10 protein-coding genes and 1 tRNA gene are annotated in these 19146 nt (G+C 51.0%); 7 read left to right on the top strand and 4 right to left on the bottom strand.

All coding sequences use genetic code 11. The features are described from left to right. Positions 1 to 2 precede the first annotated feature (2 nt). The gene (locus tag JW814_08450; GenBank protein MBN2071472.1) at positions 3 to 1979 is read right to left on the bottom strand and encodes a hypothetical protein; all 1977 of its coding nucleotides are present in this window, start codon (positions 1977 to 1979) and stop codon (positions 3 to 5) included. A 328-nt stretch (positions 1980 to 2307) separates the two neighbouring features. On the opposite strand from JW814_08450, the gene JW814_08445 reads away from it, so the two are divergent. The 4 genes from JW814_08445 (at position 2308) to JW814_08430 (ending at position 11315) form a co-directional block, all read left to right on the top strand. After that, complete coding sequence (locus JW814_08445) at positions 2308 to 5553, top strand: PD40 domain-containing protein (protein MBN2071471.1); 3246 nt, start codon at positions 2308 to 2310, stop codon at positions 5551 to 5553. Between the two features lie 87 nt (positions 5554 to 5640). Further along, positions 5641 to 6942 carry a peptidase C1 gene (locus tag JW814_08440; GenBank protein MBN2071470.1) on the top strand — a complete coding sequence of 434 codons (1302 nt, stop codon included), beginning with the start codon at positions 5641 to 5643 and terminating at the stop codon, positions 6940 to 6942. Positions 6943 to 7026: 84 nt separating this feature from the next. Further along, positions 7027 to 9258, top strand: a complete 2232-nt coding sequence (locus JW814_08435; GenBank protein ID MBN2071469.1) for a hypothetical protein — start codon at positions 7027 to 7029, stop codon at positions 9256 to 9258. Positions 9259 to 9299: 41 nt separating this feature from the next. Next, positions 9300 to 11315: a CehA/McbA family metallohydrolase gene (locus JW814_08430; GenBank protein MBN2071468.1), complete on the top strand. Its 2016-nt coding sequence runs from the start codon at positions 9300 to 9302 to the stop codon at positions 11313 to 11315. 141 nt (positions 11316 to 11456) lie between these two features. Here the strand turns inward: JW814_08430 and JW814_08425 are convergent. The 3 genes from JW814_08425 to eno form a co-directional block, all read right to left on the bottom strand. Continuing rightward, a tRNA-Met gene (locus JW814_08425) sits at positions 11457 to 11533 on the bottom strand. 18 nt (positions 11534 to 11551) lie between these two features. Then, complete coding sequence (locus JW814_08420; protein MBN2071467.1) at positions 11552 to 11953, bottom strand: septum formation initiator family protein; 402 nt, start codon at positions 11951 to 11953, stop codon at positions 11552 to 11554. Between the two features lie 26 nt (positions 11954 to 11979). After that, positions 11980 to 13269 carry a phosphopyruvate hydratase gene (gene eno, locus JW814_08415; GenBank protein ID MBN2071466.1) on the bottom strand — a complete coding sequence of 430 codons (1290 nt, stop codon included), beginning with the start codon at positions 13267 to 13269 and terminating at the stop codon, positions 11980 to 11982. Between the two features lie 260 nt (positions 13270 to 13529). Between eno and JW814_08410 the strand changes: the two genes are divergently transcribed. From JW814_08410 to JW814_08400, 3 genes are all read left to right on the top strand, one after another. Next, on the top strand, positions 13530 to 17159 hold the full coding sequence (locus JW814_08410; GenBank protein MBN2071465.1) for a T9SS type A sorting domain-containing protein: 3630 nt from the start codon (positions 13530 to 13532) through the stop codon (positions 17157 to 17159). Between the two features lie 277 nt (positions 17160 to 17436). Continuing rightward, the gene (locus tag JW814_08405; GenBank protein MBN2071464.1) at positions 17437 to 18042 is read left to right on the top strand and encodes a sigma-70 family RNA polymerase sigma factor; all 606 of its coding nucleotides are present in this window, start codon (positions 17437 to 17439) and stop codon (positions 18040 to 18042) included. Next, the gene (locus tag JW814_08400; GenBank protein ID MBN2071463.1) at positions 18039 to 19145 is read left to right on the top strand and encodes a DUF4097 family beta strand repeat protein; all 1107 of its coding nucleotides are present in this window, start codon (positions 18039 to 18041) and stop codon (positions 19143 to 19145) included. Before JW814_08405 ends, JW814_08400 begins: the two co-directional genes overlap by 4 nt. Position 19146: the final 1 nt, after the last annotated feature.

Below are 19146 nucleotides of genomic sequence, written 5' to 3'. Positions count from 1 at the left end.
TTCTAGATATCTCCCACCCTGACGTTCACTGTTATATACGATTCGATATCAATAAAATCAGTCGATATCATCCGGACAGGAACTCCTTCCGTCCCGGGGAAAGATATTATCTGTCCGAAGTAAAGCCTTTCGTTCTTGAATATTTCGAGATCATCATGCGAGAGTTCCATCGTGACGTTCGATTCCGCCGCGATCGATACGAGTCCGTCCGGAACGACCGTGCCGGCGCGTACGAAGAATGGACCGAGGAGCAGATGAGGAGCGCTGTAGAGTGAAAGCGAATCGGTCCCTACATAGAGTGTCATAGATAATTCTATCGGCATGTGGTTTATTATCCGGCTGTAGAGAGTCGCCCTGTTCATCCGATCGATGTTGTCGCTGAACTCCTCAGCGTCAAGCTCCGCTTCGTTGATATCGGCCTCAAACTCTGTTTCGCCGATGACTACTTCCATCGGTGAGCTGATGATGACCTTTCCACAGATATAAGCGTTTTCCGTGACTGTTTCACGCGTGATACCGTCTCCCGCCGTCACCGACCCGGATACCGAGATAGACGATGGTATCGGACATAGAAGCCTGTCGAGATCGCTCGTCTCGATAATTGTCAGTACTGGATCATCGAAGCTTCCAGGAGAGACCGATCCGGTTATTCGCATCGAATCGCCTCTCTCTGTGGCCAGCGCCAGATCTATTTCCACCGGGAGGCCGGCGGCGGAAAGGATCTCGAGAGTAAGCGTGGCGGCGGTGAGGTCGAAGGTCTCGAATCCATCCGGCACGTCGATGTCGGCAATGAAAGGATCGATCTCGAATCGGACCGGTTCGATCGTGCCTGACATATCGGAGAAGAAAAGTTCGGATACTTCTATGTCAACGTCGAACCTGTCGCTGGAACTTACGTCTACTGCTTCAGCGCCGCTTCCGGAAAGCTCTGCCGTGACTGATATGAATATGGATGGTTCGGTCGTCCCAGGCACTGGCGTGACTGTCTTGCCGGCAAGATCGCTGGTGATTCTCCCTGTTCCTCCCGGCGGCAGGTCTATTGAAAGGAGCTCGGCGATTCCACCTTCGATTATCCCGGGGATCTCGATTTCCATAACCGCGCCGAGACAGGTCTCATTTGTAAGAGTGATCTCGAGGCTTCCGCTCTTGACAGTCGCCGCCGTTATAGTATTGTCGCCTGAATCTGAAAGAGATATCGTCCGCTCGTAGTGGCGGGTCTGTGGCTCGATCACCGCCCTGGCTTCGGAAACTGCGAGTCCGTCTGGAAAAGCAGCTTCCACAGTCATGTACTTTCCGTCGATGTTTTCGATATACCCCCCCGGAGTCGTGGCGACTGCGCTGAATGATAAGGCGTTTGAGATCGTCTTTCCCGACAGATCGATGGCGAGCACTCCCGATTCTCCAGGATCAAGGCCGCCGGAGAAATCGACAGTCCCGATCATCTCCGAACGGTCAATATCGATTATCGAGAGAATAACCGAAGCCAGGGGGATCCCGAATTCGTTGGTCACGGTGACAACCATCTCCCCGGTCGATATCGTCGCTGATTCTATCTCCGGGATCTCAGTGAAGACCTTTTCTACCTCGATCGTATCGGGGGGGACATCCCCGCCGGTGAATATATGATCGCCCAGAGGGACCGTTTCGGTCAGTGGCTCAGGAGTTGCTACGTCGATGATACCGAGAGTCTCGGAAAATGTCGTGGTAAGGCCAGCGACCGACAGTCCCGCGTCTATGATCACCGTGTCGAGTTCTTCCTCGACATTGAGGGAGATAAGGCCAGTCGAATCGTACGAGATGATATCCTCGGCCATCCTGTCAATTATCTCGAGCATATCGTATCTGTGCGATACGACGGGAATATTGATATCTATATCCCATGAGGGGGCCTGCGGAGTTTCGATGCCGCAAGAAAGAAAAGTGGCAAGAGCCAGGATGACCGGAGATATTGCCGCGCGCGATGTTGTTATTTTTTTCATCATGGCTGTTCTTGAATATTCAGTTTATCTTCTCCGCGATCTTGCCCGAAATGACGGCTCGCGATCTTTGTCTGTCATGGCTACCCGGGCAAGTCTCCGCCCGATACAGATACTTCGGCAGCGCGGGTGAAAAAGTTAATGGGTAATATCACTTGATTACGGGTAGATCCGCCCGGAGCCCGCTAAAAACAGGCAAAACACCTCTTTCCCGCGGCGCTGTCGGTGATTGCAGGTATTTTATGGAACTTCTCGACTCTTAATCCGTATTTTTGATATCATAAACACTGTTTTGTTTCAGTAGAGATCAATTTATTCAAAAGGAGGGCGGATGAATCTGCTATCAAAAGTACTCACCGCATCGCTTCTCGCCGTATTACTGGCGGGAGTGGCCGGCGAGTCGAAGAGTGAAGAAGCGAGGCTGCTTCGTTACCCCCATATAATGGGTGACAAGGCAGCCTTTGTCTATGCCGGGGATATCTGGACGGTTCCGGTGAGTGGCGGACGGGCGCGAAGGATCACTTCGTTTCCTGAAGGACTCGAGGTATTTCCAAGGATATCTCCCGACGGTAAATGGATCGCCTTTTCAGGGGAATATTCCGGGACTCGGCAGGTATATGTCGTGCCTTACGACGGGGGCGTTCCTAAAAGGCTTACATACTATCCCGACGTCGGCCAGATGCCGCCCAGGGGTGGATACGACTATATGATCCTCGACTGGACGCCTGACGGAAAAAAGATACTTGTCAGGAGTAACAGGACTCCTTTCGGGCGGAGGGTCGGAAGGTATTTCCTGATTGATCCGGACAAGCCGGGAATAGAGGAAGAGATCCAGATCTCGGAGGGAGGTCCCGCTTCTTTTTCTCCCGACGGCAAAAAGCTCGCGTATAATATCAAATCCCGGGAGTTCAGGACCTGGAAGAGGTATAACGCGGGAAGGGCGCAGGATGTCTTCATCTATGACCTTGCCAGAAACGAGGTCGAGCGTATAGCCGCGTTCAAGGGCACCGACAATTTTCCCATGTGGGTCGATGAATCGATCTATTTCACTTCGGACCGCGACTCGAAGAGAAAACTCAATATTTACCGCTATGATAGCCTCACGAAAGAGGTAAGCAAAGTCACCGACTTCAACGAATACGATGTTCTATGGCCGAGCCGCGGCGGAGACAGGATGATCTTCGAGAACGGCGGTTATCTCTACTGGCTCAAGGCGGGAAGCGCAAGCCCGGTCAAGATCGAGGTCTCACTCGGAAGCGACAAGCCGTTCATCAGGCCAGTCTTCAAGAATGTGAAGGACCAGATAGGAGAGTTCTCGATCTCTCCGTCGGGCAAGAGGGCGGTATTCGCCGCGAGAGGCGAGATCTTCACCGTTCCAGCCGAGCACGGCGTGACGCGCAACATCACCAGGAGCGACGCTGTCAGGGAGCGCTCGGTGGAGTGGTCGCCTGACGGAAGATCGATAGCTTATCTTTCGGAAAAAAGCGGCGAGTATGAACTGTGGATAGCTCCGCAGGATGGCAAGGGAGAGCCGAAACAGATCACCAGCGGGACAGATTCGTGGATAATGGGACCGGTCTGGTCTCCCGACAGCAAAAAGATCGCTTATAGCGACAAGAAGAACAGGCTCTGGGTCGTCGACGTGGAAAGTTCGAGTAAAGAGCAGGCTGATATATCCGGGATCAGCGGGATCGCCGATTATTCATTCTCACCGGACAGCAGGTGGGTCGTCTATACCAGGGATGGCGATAACAGGATGAGTTCAGTCTGGGTATATTCGATTGAAAGTAAAAAAGCGTCGAGGCTGACGAGTGATCTCGCGAACGAGAGAAGTGCTGTCTTCTCAAAGGATGGTAAATATCTCTATTTCGTTTCAAGCAGGGATTTCACATACCCCGATAAAGAATGGGAAGACAGGATATATATCGCCACTCTGAATTCGAGCGAGGAAAATCCCCTTGCCCCTCTGAACGACGAGGAAAAGATCGAGGAGGAGAAGGAAGATAAGGGGGAGGCGAAGAAAATAGATGAGGATGATGTCCTCAGGGTGAACATAGATATCGACCGGTTCGAGTCAAGGGTCCTCGCGATCCCGGTTCCAGCCGGCACGTATTTCGGCCTCACTGCTGTGGAGGGAGGTGTCGCCTTTATCGAGATGGATGAGAATCGCGATATGACTCTGAAAAAGTTCGATCTTGAATCGAGGGAGACAAAGGAGATCATAAGCGGGATAAGGGCGTATCAGATAGCGGCAGGAGGGAAAAAATTCATCTACTCTCCCGCACGCGGAGGCGGATACGGCATAACCGATTTCGCGCCTGGCAAGAAGACGAGCGACGGCACGCTCGATCTAGGCGGCCTGGAGATGAGGATCGATCCCACGACCGAATGGAAAGAGATATACCATGACGCGTGGAGGATAATGCGCGACTGGTTCTACGATCCAGGCATGCACGGGGTCGACTGGAAGAAGATGCATGACAGGTATGCCGTGTTACTTCCACATGTCGCTCACCGGGGCGATCTCGATTATCTCCTGGGAGAACTGATCGGAGAGCTCAATGCCGGGCATTGCTATGTAAACGAAGGGGATATGCCTCATGCTGAGAGAGTCCCTGTCGGGCTGCTCGGCTGCCGGTTTGAAGCAGACGGAAAATATTACAGGATCTCGAAGATCTACCAGGGCGCCAACTGGCACGATGATGAACGTTCTCCCCTTACCGAACCGGGAATGAACGTCAACGAGGGAAGCTACCTTCTCGAGATAGACGGAAACGCGGTGACGACATCGGAGAGCCCGTATAAGTATCTCGAGAACAGGGTAGGCGTCCCCGTGGTGCTGAAGATAAACGACAAGCCTTCGATGAAAGAGGCGAGGGAGATAACGGTAAGACCGATCGCCAGCGAACTGAGCCTCTTCTATATAGACTGGGTGGAGGAGAACAGAAGGCTCGTCGACAAGCTTTCAGGTGGACGCGTGGGATATATGCATGTTCCCAATACATGGTATGATGGGTACAGGGAATTTCTGAAAGCATGGCAGCCCTTGATGAACAAGGAAGCTCTCATTATAGACGAAAGGTATAACGGAGGGGGGCACTCGCCGTTCGAGATGGTGCAGATGATGAGCAACACCGTTTACAGTTACTGGGCGGTAAGGCATGCCGAGATGAACTCGACGCCGTTCCCCGTCAATGAGGGTCCGAAAGCGATGCTGATCAACGGTCTTTCGTCTTCCGGGGGCGACGCGTTCCCATTCTACTTCCGAAAAGCGGGGTTGGGTCCGCTGATCGGCGAGACGACATGGGGGGGGCTTATCGGGTACGGTTTCTCACCGGGTTTCATCGATGGCGGAAGGTTCGCCGTTCCAGGATTCTCCTTCATAAATCCTGAAGGAGAGTGGGACGTTGAAGCTGTCGGCGTCGATCCCGATATCTATGTCTGGGACGATCCGACGCTCATCCAGGCTGGAAAAGAGCCGATGATCGAGAAAGCGGTGGAGTATCTTCTTGAGGAGTTGAAGAAGAACCCGGTAAAGAAGGTAAAACAACCTCCGTATCCGGACAGAAGCAATTAGGCAGACGGTCTCGCGGCCGGCGGCGGGGCATCCCCTGCCACCGGCCGCGATGCTTCAACGAATTGAAGGTGGAAAAGGGAGATCGAGATGAAACGTTCAGCGCTTTTGATCATCGCTTTTTTAATGGTGGCTCAGGCGGGTCTGGTCTGCGCCGGCGCTCAGGCTGGAGGGAAAGACAGGGTCACGTATAAAAAGAGGTATCGCGATCCGGTCCTGAAGCAGATGATCGCGGAAAACGACAGCCTGAAGGCACTTGCCGACAGTGTCACGGGAGAGATCGACGCGAAGTACAGCAAGGAGGAAAAGGAGGAAAAGGAGAACAGGAAGGTCATCCGGTTCGATTTCTCCGGCATCAGTAAACCGGAGTCTCCGTCGAAATTCAATCCTCCCTTTCACTTTCCCCCCGTCCCGCAGTATCTCACCGGAACATGCTGGTGCTTCTGCACGACTTCATTCATGGAATCGGAGATAGCGAGGATCACGGGCCGTCAGGTAAAGCTCTCTGAGATATACACTGTTTACTGGGAATATGTCGAAAAGGCCAGAGGATACGTACAAAAAAGAGGCCACCAGCCTTTTGTAGAGGGAGCGGAATCAGACGGCGTATTCATAATATGGGATAAATACGGGATAGTCCCGGCCGAGGCGTATCCGGGCCTGAAAATGTACGACAAGCACAATCACGGGCCGATGCTCGACGAGATGAAAGCCTATCTCGACATGGTCGCGGAAAAGGGATACTGGAATGAAGAATCCAATATAAAACACATAAGAGAGATCCTTGACAGGTATCTCGGTCCTCCGCCGGCCGAATTCGATTTCGATGGAAAGAAGATGACCCCGAGGGGATTTCTGAAAGATATCCTCAAGGTCGACTCCTCCGATTACGTCCAGTTCATCTCCACGCTCTCCTCTCCTTTTTACGAGATGGCGGAATTCGACGTGCACGACAACTGGAGGCCGACCGGCACCTATTACAATATTCCTCTCGACAGTTTTTACGATACGATAAAAAAATCGATCAGGAACGGCTATACGGTCTGTATTGGCGGAGATGTCTCAGAACCGGGGTACTACGGGATGGAAGATGCCTGCGTGATCCCGACTTTCGATATACCGTACGAATATATCGACCAGGATTCGCGGGAACTGAGGATATACAAGAAGACGACCGACGACGATCACGGAGTACACCTTATCGGGTACGCGAAAAAGGGCGGAAAAGACTGGTATCTGATCAAGGATTCGGCCAGGGCTTCGAGGCACGGGAAGTTTGAAGGGTATATTTTCTACAGGGAAGATTACATCAGGCTGAAGATGCTCTCATATACTGTTCATCGTGATGCCGCGAGAGATATTCTGATGGAGATAGAAAAAAGAGCGAAATAAAAAATTATTGATGCGGAGTCTTCATCATATATATTTAATAGTGGCAGGGATGGACTGGTTCAGACCCACCAGAGGAGAGTATCGATGAAGGCAAGGCATATTCCCGGGATCCTCGTGATCCTTTTCGCGATCCTTCTGGCACTTATAACCGGTTGCGCGGATGGCATCTATACGGGATCTGAAAGTGATAATCAGCCTCCCGAGATATGGCTTTCCAGCGGTCCGGTCAATAACGATACGACGAGTTACAGTGTCCATTTTTACTGGAGTGGCTGGGATCCGGATGGTGAGATAAATTTCTTCGAATTCGTCTTCGTCGACGGCAAGCCGTTCGGTATGTCTGTTGCGGATACGATGGGTATTGATAAATGGACGAGGACGAACTCGTTCGACAGCGTCTTCAAGGTCGAGGCGGACAGTTTCCCCAGGCCGTATGAGGATAATCCCCTTTACACAAGATATGACCGTACTCACACCTTCTTTATAAGGGCTGTCGATCTGGGAGGGAAACGCTCCGAGCCGGCGAATATCTCATTTACCGCCTGGACCCTCGCGCCGTATGTCCAGATAGAAAAGCCTGTAGGGCGTGGCAGGACATACAGCACGAAAGTGACCTTCGAGTGGACGGGAAAAGATCCGATAGACAGCCCTTCGAATACACAGAATCCCGATTCGATCAGGTATCTTATAACGCAGGTATTGAACCACGAGAACAGGTACGACAATGATTTTCCGATCATCGACGATCTGAACGAGAACCCGGCCTGGTATGAAGACCGATGGTCGAAATGGATATCTTACACGGCGGAGGGGGATTCGGGCCGCTCGACTGTGATCGGAGAGGACGAGATCCTCGAACTGAACAGGGAACATATTTTCGCCGTGCAGGCAAAGGATGAAGCGGGGGCTGTCACGGCGCTGTTCCGGGAAGATCAGAATGTCAGGCAATTCCTCGTTTCCTGGAAAGCCGGTCCTCTGCTCACCGTATCCGAACCTTATCTTGGATCGTTCAGATTTCTAGGGTCGCTGCAGATCCCAGTGCAGAAAGACCTGCCACCGGGAGTTCCATTGAATTTCACCTGGATTGCTGATGCCAGCGATTACGGCGGGGAGATAACCGGATACAGGTATGGATGGGATGTTCAGGACCTGAACAATCCAAGCGACTGGGAGGCGAATTTCAGCCCCTTCCTCAAAGCGGCCGATGAAAGAATACTCTATTCGGGGAGCCACACTCTCTACGTGCAGGTCAAAGACAATACCGACAAGGTGACTCTCGGAAGGATCCTTATAAATATAATCCCGTTTTCAATGGAGAGATCGGTCCTCTGGGTCGATGATTATCCATCGACCTTTGAGTACAATCCGTACAGGACTGATCCGATGGAGTCGGAACACGACCAGTTTTGGAATGATATTCTCGCCAGGGTCCCTGATTTTGAGCCTCTGCGGGATCAGTTCGATTGCAGGAGCACCAATTTTACCGCTCCGACGATAAACGTAGTCGGCAAATACAAGAATATCGTATGGACGTACAGTTCTTCGACCTCATCGACTCTCGGCCAGGTCATCGTCTTCATCCCCGAGAGCATGGTCGGACAGACAGGCGAGATCGCTATAAATTACATCGCGATATTTCTGAAGAAGGGAGGGCACATCTGGACTCTCGGCCGCTCTGACAGGGCGTCCGGAGGGATCTCCAGGATCTTCCCTGTCCCTCCTGAATTCCCCGCGGTTGTAAAAAACGAGATCACTCCCGACCCCGAGGATACTTCAGGGGTCCGAAGCCTGGCGTACAAGGATTACTGCGTTTCGGTGATCGACAAGGTAGTGGGAACGTTCAAGACCGGGATCGAGATGCCTCGCAGAGATATCGACAGGGACGCGCTGAGGTACATCTACAAAGAGACCTCCGATTCGATCGCTCAGGAATTCTCCGCGTTCCCGGAAGAACTCCAGTTGTGGGAAGGCATAACAGACTGTCCTACATGTTTCTTCAACCCGCTGATCAGGGGATTCACCTACGTCGAACTGTACAATCCGCAGTACTGGATGGATACAAGGGGGATCACTCCGCTCGGCTGCTTCCATCCTCTGTACAGGATGAAGGCAAGGAGCTCTAATTCCGCCATAAATGACGCGGTTTGTGCTATAATATTGACTAAATATTCGAATATCACTCCGGTAGTGGAATCGGGACGGGCCGTAGCGGCAAATAGTTTCCATTTCGGCCTGCCTCTCTGGTTCTTCGACCATGAAGCGGCTGACAGTATTGCCGCCGTGATATTCAATGAGTGGGGGATACTCACCGAATAGCAATCGACAGAGAAAAAGCAGAGGACCGGGAATTGACATCAATGAACAGCAGACACCCGGTGAGAGTACCGCAATGGCTTTCAGCCCGCATGGCCTTTTCGTTTGCGCTCATGCTGGTCGTTGTGGCATCCGGCACCGGAGCATCTTTTTCCGGTCACGCCGCTCTGGATAAGCGTCCCGATGTTGCGGCAGGGTTGGCAGGATCATCTTATGAGGGCCAGCCTGCGGCTTATCGCTGCCTTACAGTGGTCATTCTCGACGACGCGACGGGAGATACTCTTTGCGCGAGATGCGCCGTGATCGACTGTCTTTCCGTAGTTCGATATCCCTCGGTCATGAGTTTCTACCATACCGCGATGGGGGGATATTTCTATTCTGATGGATCTTTTTCACTTGTACTGCCAGAAGGGCGGATGACGGTCAAAGCAGGCCACGGTTTTGAATACAGGCCGATGATCACCACGGTAGATCTCCGGTCCGACACTACCGTGACACTGAACCTCTCGAGGATCGCGGATCTGCGGGGTCAACTCTGGTATTCAGGCGACATTCATTTTCACCTGAAACATGGATCCGGGGTCTATTTTCTCAAACCGGAGCATGGGCATTTTTTCGGCCTTGCCGAGGATCTCGCCGTTCTCAACTGTCTCGATTCATACTCCGGTTTTACCGGCGCGCCCGATCCTTCAAGTTGTCCATACTGTATTATCTATATCTCCGAAGAGGTGAGAAGCGGCGTATGGGGACACTATGGGCTGCTGGGGCTACAGAGACTTATCGAACCCTACGGTTCTGACTGGGGTCCGCTTCTTCTCGATTATGCCGATTCTACGCACTCTCAGCCCGGAGCGATCGTCGTGGCGGCCCATCCTGTCTCTTCGTACGATTTCGACCAGATCACAGCCTGGCCCGGTTCGGGAATAGCGCGAGAGCTTCCCATCGATATCGCCAGGGGGAAGATCGACGCCTTCGAGATAATGAGCTACAGTAATTGCGGAGCCAATGGGATCGAGACGGCTCTCTGGTACAATCTTCTCAATTGCGGATTCAAACTTCCCGCCTGCGGGGGTACGGATGCCCTTCCCAATTATCTCGATTCCAACCCGATAGGGGGGAACAGGACTTATGTCAGGATCCCAGGCGACCAGTTTGGGTACTACGAATGGCTCGATGGAGTGGTAAAGGGAAGGACCTTTGTCACTAACGGTCCTCTCTTTGCCAGGTTCAACGTGTTCGACAGGGAAGCGGGCGATTCGCTCGATGTATTCAGCGGACACTTCAATATTCCAGTTTCGATAAGGGTAAAGTCGGTATGGCCTCTTCTCGCCGCGCAGATAGTCGCCAACGGCGAAGTGGTAAGGACTCTCTATCCCTCATTCGATCCGTGCGTGATCGATACTATTGTGAATATCGATATGCGGGAGAGCGCCTGGATAGCATCACGGGTCTTTGGAGAGAACAACGGCTGGCTGCCAGTCGGCGGTTATCTTTTCGCTCATACCAGTCCCGTCTACATCACCATAGGAGGAAAACCCGTCCTCAAAAGGGAATCGGCGGAATATTTCGTGCGATGGATCGATGATCTTCTCGATATCGTCCGGAGAAGAGACTGGCCATCGAAGGCAGATTCTGTCACGGCGGCGGAGGCGCTGATCGGCGGAAGGGAATATTACCAAGGCCTTCTAGGTGTTCCGTGCGACGCTGATGATCCAGCCGCTCAACCGATCCCCGTTCCATCCATAGAGATCTTGTTCATGCCGAATCCGATGAGTTCGGGAACGATGATCCGGTTCGCCACAAAGGGGATAGAAATAGGATCGCCTTTTCGCGTTCGACAGGCAGGGGATAAAGAGGTTGAAATGATCGACCTGACGATATACGACGCCGCTGGCAGAGTTGTAAGGAGGCTTTACAGGGGTAGACTCGACTCCGCTTCATTTGACAGGTTCTGGGATGGAAAGGACGATCGGGGTATCGATGTCGCCAGCGGGATCTATTTCTGCAGGGCAGTTGCAGGCGGCGCCGGAAAATCGGAGAAGATCGTGGTAGTCAGATAGATGACGTCAGGCAGGCGCTTTTGTACAGTGATCAAGGACCGGCAGGCCGAGGGGTTTTTTCAAGAGTCTGAGTTTCAGGCCCTGTAAAAGACGATTCCCGGCTCCATCGATCAGGGAAGCCGGGAATTCATCTTTCTATATTGGTAGCGGGGGCTGGATTTGAACCAGCGACCTTTGGGTTATGAGCCCAACGAGCTACCAGACTGCTCCACCCCGCATCATTTTCTCATCCAATATTATTGACTTGCCCCCTTGATGTCAAGAGAAGTTGTTGATATTGGATAGTTTTCTTGATCGGCAGGGAGGGGGATTATCCGGTAGACCCTGTCACCCGGCCTGAGATAACCGTAACGTTCTCTGGCGACTTTCTCGATCATGAAAGGATTGGTCTTCAATTCCTCGATTGTCGTTCTGAGGTACTGTGTCTGCGCCCTCAGTATCTCGATCTCGCTTTCCAGCTCATCCATCTCTTTCTGGGCCTGCCATAGGTTCCAGAGGCCGACGTCGCTGGCCAGAAAGATCGCGGCGATAAGTATGAATATGCTCGCCAGTACCATCTTCGTGAATTTCGGGCTGATTTCCAGGTTGTTCCGTTTGACCCTGAGATACTGATTGTTCTGTCCCCAGAGAGATTTCATGATTCCTCCAGTTGATCAGTCGATCTTTATTTTGTCCTGGCCGATTCAATAGCCGAGAGGCCAGGGTAGATCGCCGTATCTCCCAGTTCCTCCTCGATCCGGAGAAGTTCGTTGTACTTGGCGACCCTGTCGGTACGGGACATCGAACCTGTCTTTATCTGACCGGCATTAGTCGCGACCGCCACGTGGGCTATCGTGACATCTTCGCTTTCGCCGGAGCGATGCGATATAACCGAGGTAAATCCTGCCCTCTTTGCCATTTCGATAGCGTCGAGAGTTTCGGTCAGCGTCCCGATCTGGTTTAGCTTTATCAGTATCGAATTGGCGCATCGTTGCTCGATCCCTTTTGCCAGTCTTTCCGTGTTGGTAACGAAGATATCGTCTCCGACGATCTGGATCTTTCCGCCGAGAGCCTCGTTCATCGATTTCCATCCGTTCCAGTCATTTTCGTCCAAGCCGTCCTCGATCGATATGATGGGGAACCTTCCGACAAGGTCTTCGTAGAATGAGATCATCTCTGCCGCGCCAAGGATCTTTCCCTCGGCATCGAGGTGGTAACCGTCTTTACGGTAAAACTCGCTCGCCGCCGCGTCGATCGCGAGGGCGATATCCTCCCCCGGCCTGTATCCCGCTTTCTCGATCGCGGCGAGAATCACTTCGAATCCCTCGGCATTCGATTTGAGGTTGGGTGCGAACCCTCCTTCATCCCCTACAGAAGTGGCGTACCCTTTTTCGGAGAGGATCTTTTTCAGCGCGTGGAAGGTTTCGGCGCCGTACCTGACCGCTTCGCGGATCGATCCCGCTCCGACCGGCACTATCATGAATTCCTGTATGTCGACGTTATTGTCGGCATGTTTTCCACCGTTCAGCACGTTCATCATCGGGACGGGGAGGACCTTGGCGTTTATGCCTCCGATATATTCGAAAAGCGACAGTCCGAGTTCATCAGCCGCTGCCTTGGCGATGGCGAGGGAGACGCCGAGGATCGCGTTCGCGCCGAGCCTGCCTTTGTTAGCCGTACCGTCGAGCTGGCAGAGGAGTCTGTCGATATAGACCTGGTCGAGGGCGTCAAGGTCGATGATCTCCGGGGCAATGATCTCGTTTACGTTGTCGACGGCAGTAAGGACACCTTTGCCGCCGAAACGTTTCTTGTCTCCATCGCGCAGTTCTACCGCTTCATGTTCACCGGTCGAAGCGCCTGATGGTACGATCACGCTTCCGACCGCGCCGCCGGCGAGATACGCCTCCACCTCGATCGTCGGATTTCCGCGAGAATCGATCACTTCCCTGGCAAAGAGATACTCGATACTTGTCATTCTGTCCTCCTTAAATGTAACTTGTATTACCGCAAGGAATAAGGCGGTCGTCCAAGTTGACCGAGTCTAGTTGTATTTTCAAATTTCTGTCAAGAAGAATTACTGTATGAAAATTCCTCTGTCTCCAGGAGATGAACATGGATATCAAATGAAATTTCCTTGAATTCCAGTCAAAATGGAAATATAATGAGGTTCTTATAGGGGGTATTTTTAAGCAATTATATTATATATGATAATTCAGGCTGCTGATGGGGGTAATGATGAGAAAGCTTTCGCTTGCCTGTGTCGCATGCATTGTTATTGTGTCAGGCGGTTATGCATATGCCGATATACAGTACAAGAATTCGACATCTCCTGGAGGAGTCCCTGATTTCTGGCAAAAGCCCGGCATAGGAAACTGTACCGAGGTTGCCGTTGCCAATTGTCTCTGGTATTGGGATCATAACGGATTTTCCGGACTCTTTCCGCACACAGAGGGAGATCCTGGTAAATGGCAGGACGACAGTCAAACAGTCATAAACACCCTTTTCAGTTATATCAGGTCAAAAGACGATGGAGGGGACAAGGGTCTGGGTGGTAACAGGGGGATAGCCGAATTTATCAAATCAAGGGGAAAACATCATGTATACAGGCATAAGAATGGTCTTGGTGTAAATGAGTATTTCAATGATCTTTTTGAGGAGAAAGCCACTTACAGTTTATATATACAGGAACTTTCCCGTTGTCAGAATGTGCTTCCCGGGTTCAAAGCGCACCACCCCGATTCAGCCGATGGGCATTGGTTCCAGGTCGGAACTGGTGACAAAAGGCATTTCTGGGCTCATTGCCAGACAGCCGCCGGTTGGGATACCGATAACCCTCCTACAAAGGCGGTCACAACAAACGGATGGCATAACAGCACTGGTCAGCCTCAGGATAATATCAACCTCGTACATACTGACAATTACGGTATATGCACAATAAAAAACCCTGCGCTGAACAACGACAGGCTTCGCATAACAGACTATCCGGAAACGGGGATACCGCCAGACGGATGCGATTATATCGAAATGGAGCGTTTTACCACGATCTGCCCTTTCGATAAGGACAATTGTGGCCTGGTTACGATTGGAGAAACAGAAAGGGTCGTAGAGGACCCTCCCAAAATGGGATATTTTTATAAGGTCAAGAATAATACGCTTCCAGGTATTCCTCCTGAACAGGTGGGAGCTGTCGGGATCTCAATCGATGTTCCTTTCGACTATGAGGACCTAAACATACAGAGTCCAGCAGGCTGGACGCCGCAGCCCTGGATACCCGCTTCGACACCAGGCCTGGCAACAATGCCGCCTTATTTGAATCCCGCAGATGACGATGACATAGATACCGGTGTTCCCGAATGGAACGGCATTCTCTGGACCACTGACACGGACCCGGTATTGCCGGGAGACAGTCTCGATGGATTCTCTTTTGAACTTCCCGATATTTTTGATGTCAAGTATGACGGCTCCTATTTCGCAATGAGTTCAACCATTTTTGATGAGGCGAGACAGCTTGGTGTGGGGTTTGTCACCGGTCCCGTACTGAAGCCTATGGACGCGGGGATCACTTCATTCACAAGAGAAACGGATTGTCCGGATCCCGATCTCTGGTTGCTTGGAAAATCGAACTGGCTCCTCGGCTACTTTGATTTCGAAACAATGGACTGGAGCGGATGGTATTTGGACGGGGCGTCGCCTTTGGGTTCTTTCGAGGGACTTTCAAGTAACATGATAGACCTCGATCCATGCCATGACAACTATGGGACTGTGGTGAATTTTTTCACCGGATCCACTTATCCATCACCAAGATATCCTGCCCTGTTTGAGATACCTTTCGCAGATGAAAGCAGTGGGTACGCGTTTGATAATACTCTCGTATCTCCAGTCATGGCGATGAATCCAGGAGGATCCGTTCCAGCTTCCGCGTCGACCGTATTGCTTCAGTACGATGCATATGAGGACCTGCCTCTCGACAATCTTGTATTTCACTACTGGCTGGTCAGATCGATCAAGAATGGGGTTGAAGGGGAATGGAAAAATTCCGATAAATTATATTACTACATCAACAGCAACGGTAACGGTAACAGATATGTGACTATCAATCAGCCTATAGGACATCTTATCGAACCCGGGGCCGATTCTATCCAGGTCGCCATCGGCGTTGTGGATAAATATTATCAGCTCAGAGATATATTGGGCAGTGGATCCCGACACGAACCTTCTCCATGGTTTGATAATGTATCGATAAAAAGGTATGACGCGCAGGGTCCCGCATGGTTCGTGAACGAGATCTGTCTCTTTCAGGATAATTTTCCTGCTGATGGCACAATAACAGGAACAGCACGGATAGATATTGCGATGGATATCGAGGATATTGCCAGGCCTGCCAATGTACCAGGGGATTCGGCAGTAGTATTCGTCGGAGAATGCAATGTAGGTCTCGATCACGATGACTCGGGAGGTCCTGCTGTCTATGCTCATGTCAGGGATATAGGGGAACGGTCGGGAGCATCGATATCCGGCGACCCTCTGAGATGGCCATTTATTCGACAGGAGGAAGGATGGACTATCCTGCGCTTCGATTCGGTATATGTTTCAGGAGTCCCAAAACAGGGCCAATTTTGCATTGATCTCAACGACGACCTCTATATACCCGGAGACACCGTTTCATATTATTTCTCCGCCAGGGACGCGAACGGGATAACTACTTACTGGAGTCAGGACATTGGAGTTACCAGCGAGGAATCCCTGGTGAGAGAAATGCCGTGTGAAGCGACAATATTTCCGACTGGAAATTCGGATATCCTTTACGTAAACAGATTCGACAACAGGGGCGGACAGATATACTTCGAGACAGCGTTTGAATTTTTAGACGTGACACCTGATCGTTTCGATGTGCTGGATCCCACGGCGATTGCGGGAAATACGCTGGCATCGAGGGCGACAATAGATCAGTTATTGGGAACGTACAGGATCATAATATGGAGTTCGGGGGATCTGGCGGAAAGCACGATCGGATACAAGGCAAAACCGACGACTGCCGATGATGCCCGATTGTTATATGAATTTCTCGATCGTTCCACGCAGGATGTCGGTCTCTATCTGACGGGAGACGGTCTGGCAACCGAAATATATGACCTGTACAGATATCCTCTTTCTGTATTCATTCAGTACCGAACGGATTTTTCCAGTTACTATTTTTTTACAGGGGGGATTTACAGCGGTGGGATCATGAACCCGCTGTTAACCGGCATCGGATTATTTGAAGGCACCAGTTTCTACATTAACGGTGGTTGCCCTGAAATCAAATCATTCGATGTGGTTGAGAGTTCCGGATGGGAAACATCGACTAATGTAATGCAATATCCGGACTATAACGGCGAGAGTGGCTTTGCTGGAGTCGCGCAGGAAACCGCTGAGAACGGAGCGGGATACACTGCCAGGGTCGTTCTTGATGGATTCAGTTTTCATTCGATAAGAGACGACAATCTTCAAGAACCGCCAGCACGAGTCAAACACCTGCAAAAAATACTGGATTGGTTCAATGGTTCGATAAGTGAGCCGACAGGTGATGAAGAGATGATATCTGTGGGAACACATCTATTCCAGAATTATCCTAACCCGTTTAATCCGGTAACAGCCATAGAGTTCTCTATCTCTAAAAAGATGCACGTAAAGTTGAAAATTTATAATATCGCGGGGCAGTTGATAAAAACACTTGTAGATGAAGTCTTACCGGAAGGGTATTACAGGAATATCAGATGGGATGGAACCAATGACAGGGATCGGGAAGTATCGAGCGGAGTATATCTTTATAAACTTGAAACCAAAGAATATTCCAGAACGAGAAAAATGGTACTGTTAAAATGATTTGGGTTTTGTTTGGAACTGGTCCTTGTTTTAAACAAAACAGGTATTCAGGTCGAATGATCGTGCATTGATGTAGAGTGCGACGGTATCTTATCAATGATCCTCTGACTTGCCACCGACAGGTAGAATCAGATTATCTGCAACAGGTTATAAGATTCGGCTTCCCACATCTAAATTATCCTGCTATCTTTTTTGCTGCTTGCGGAAGATAATGTATAAAAAAGATTTATTAGGACGAAACATTCTTAATACTGTCACGTAATCAAGGTGTGTACGTTTGAAACGTGAAGATGCAATTCTGGTCGAACGTTGTCTGAAAGGGGATGAGAAGGCTTTTGAAGAACTTCTCACGAAATACAGGAATCCCGTCTACAGCATCTGCTTCCGGATGGTCAAGAATCATTCGGACGCCGAGGACCTGGCGCAGGATGTCTTTATCAGGACATTCAACGTTCTTGACAGATATAATCCTTCATATCCGTTTTCAAGCTGGTTATACAGGATTACGTCGAATCTTTGTATCGATTTCATACGCCGGAGGAAAAGCGGCGTATATTCTCTTGACGAGCCTGTTTCCGGTTCAGATGGCGAGATGTCGCGTCAGCTGCCGGCCGAGACAGTCAATCCAGACCGGGAACTTGAGAACAGGGAGATGATGGAAGTGTTGAATCAGGCGATAGCGGAGCTTCCCGATCACTACAGGATCATCGTCATCCTGCGTCATCAGGAGCAGCTTTCATATGAAGAGATATCAGACAACCTCGGTATACCGCTCGGAACGGTAAAGGCGAGGATACACAGGGCAAGGAACCTGATAAAAAGCGTTTTTATCAAAAAGGGACTTGTCGATGACGCGGGTTCGACGGAAGGAGGTCTGTCATGAGAAGAGCAAAGAGTCGTATCAGCAGGATCCAGGCAGCCTGTTCGATCCTGGCGTTGGGCTGCATCTTTATCCAGACCGTTCCGGCATCGGCCGAAGTGACCCATTCCGAGACTGTAGAGAAAGAGATCAAGCCGGGAGAGGCCCGGACGATCGTCATAGAAGGAGTAAACGGCAGTATTTCCGTGACGGGGGAGAAAGGGCGCGAAAGCATCTTTCTCAAGGTCATAAAGAGGGTCCACTCCGATGATCTCGAGGAGGCGAAGAAGATCGCTTCCCTGATGGAGATCGAGGTATCCAGACCCGGAGATATAATAAAGATAGAGACGCTTTATCCGAAGAAATATAAAGTCAAGCGAAGCCTCCTGTCGATGGTAGTCGACAAGCATCCGAACATGATGATGGAACTGACCATCCTCGTACCGGAAGATTTTGAGGTCGCCGCGACTACCGCGAGCGGCGCTATAACGATAGTGGATATACGCTCAAGCGTGGAAGTATCGGTATCGAGCGGCGAGGCGAATATAAGGGAGATCGGGGGAGATGCCGAGGTCAACGTGACCAGCGGACAGATCAAGGCTGTCAAGGTCGCGGGAGATGCTGTCCTTAAAGTGACAAGCGGAAAAATAGCGGGGAAGAACATCGGCGGAAATGTAAAATGCGATGTCACTACAGGCAAGTTGGAGCTTCTTCAGACAGGAGGAGACCTCGGAGTGAGCATCGGATATGGCGAGGTCATTGTCGAAGGCGTCGGCGCGGTGGAGTACAGGGGAGTGAACGCGGAAGCTGATTTTATAGACGTGAGAGGGGCTGTGGATGCCTCGACCGCCAGCGGTAATATCCTTATAAGGGCTCTGCCCGAAGGTGATAATAATTACAAGATAACTGCGTCGAGCGGCCAGATAACATTGAGATTCCTTGAAGCGATGGAAGGTGGGTATGTCCTGAAGGTAGGGACTACATCGGGGACGATAAATGTCGATCTTCCTATCGACCTGAAAAAAGTAGCCAGAAACAGTATCTATGGTATTGTGCGTGGAGGAAAGGGAAAGGTTTTTCTTGAATCAGCGAGTGGAGATATTACGATAGAGGAACCAGGGGAGTAAG

The organism is Candidatus Krumholzibacteriota bacterium (genome assembly GCA_016932415.1).
Taxonomy (GTDB): Bacteria; Krumholzibacteriota; Krumholzibacteriia; order Krumholzibacteriales; family Krumholzibacteriaceae; genus Krumholzibacterium.
This window is presented reverse-complemented; position numbering and strand designations above follow the sequence as displayed.

Coding starts and splice junctions, on each gene's coding strand:
- JW814_08410 (MBN2071465.1), top strand. CDS start 13,530: ATGAGAAAGCTTTCGCTTGCCTGTGTCGCATGCATTGTTATTGTGTCA.
- eno (MBN2071466.1), bottom strand. CDS start 13,269: ATGACAAGTATCGAGTATCTCTTTGCCAGGGAAGTGATCGATTCTCGC.
- JW814_08400 (MBN2071463.1), top strand. CDS start 18,039: ATGAGAAGAGCAAAGAGTCGTATCAGCAGGATCCAGGCAGCCTGTTCG.
- JW814_08450 (MBN2071472.1), bottom strand. CDS start 1,979: ATGAAAAAAATAACAACATCGCGCGCGGCAATATCTCCGGTCATCCTG.
- JW814_08430 (MBN2071468.1), top strand. CDS start 9,300: ATGAACAGCAGACACCCGGTGAGAGTACCGCAATGGCTTTCAGCCCGC.
- JW814_08435 (MBN2071469.1), top strand. CDS start 7,027: ATGAAGGCAAGGCATATTCCCGGGATCCTCGTGATCCTTTTCGCGATC.
- JW814_08420 (MBN2071467.1), bottom strand. CDS start 11,953: ATGAAATCTCTCTGGGGACAGAACAATCAGTATCTCAGGGTCAAACGG.
- JW814_08445 (MBN2071471.1), top strand. CDS start 2,308: ATGAATCTGCTATCAAAAGTACTCACCGCATCGCTTCTCGCCGTATTA.
- JW814_08440 (MBN2071470.1), top strand. CDS start 5,641: ATGAAACGTTCAGCGCTTTTGATCATCGCTTTTTTAATGGTGGCTCAG.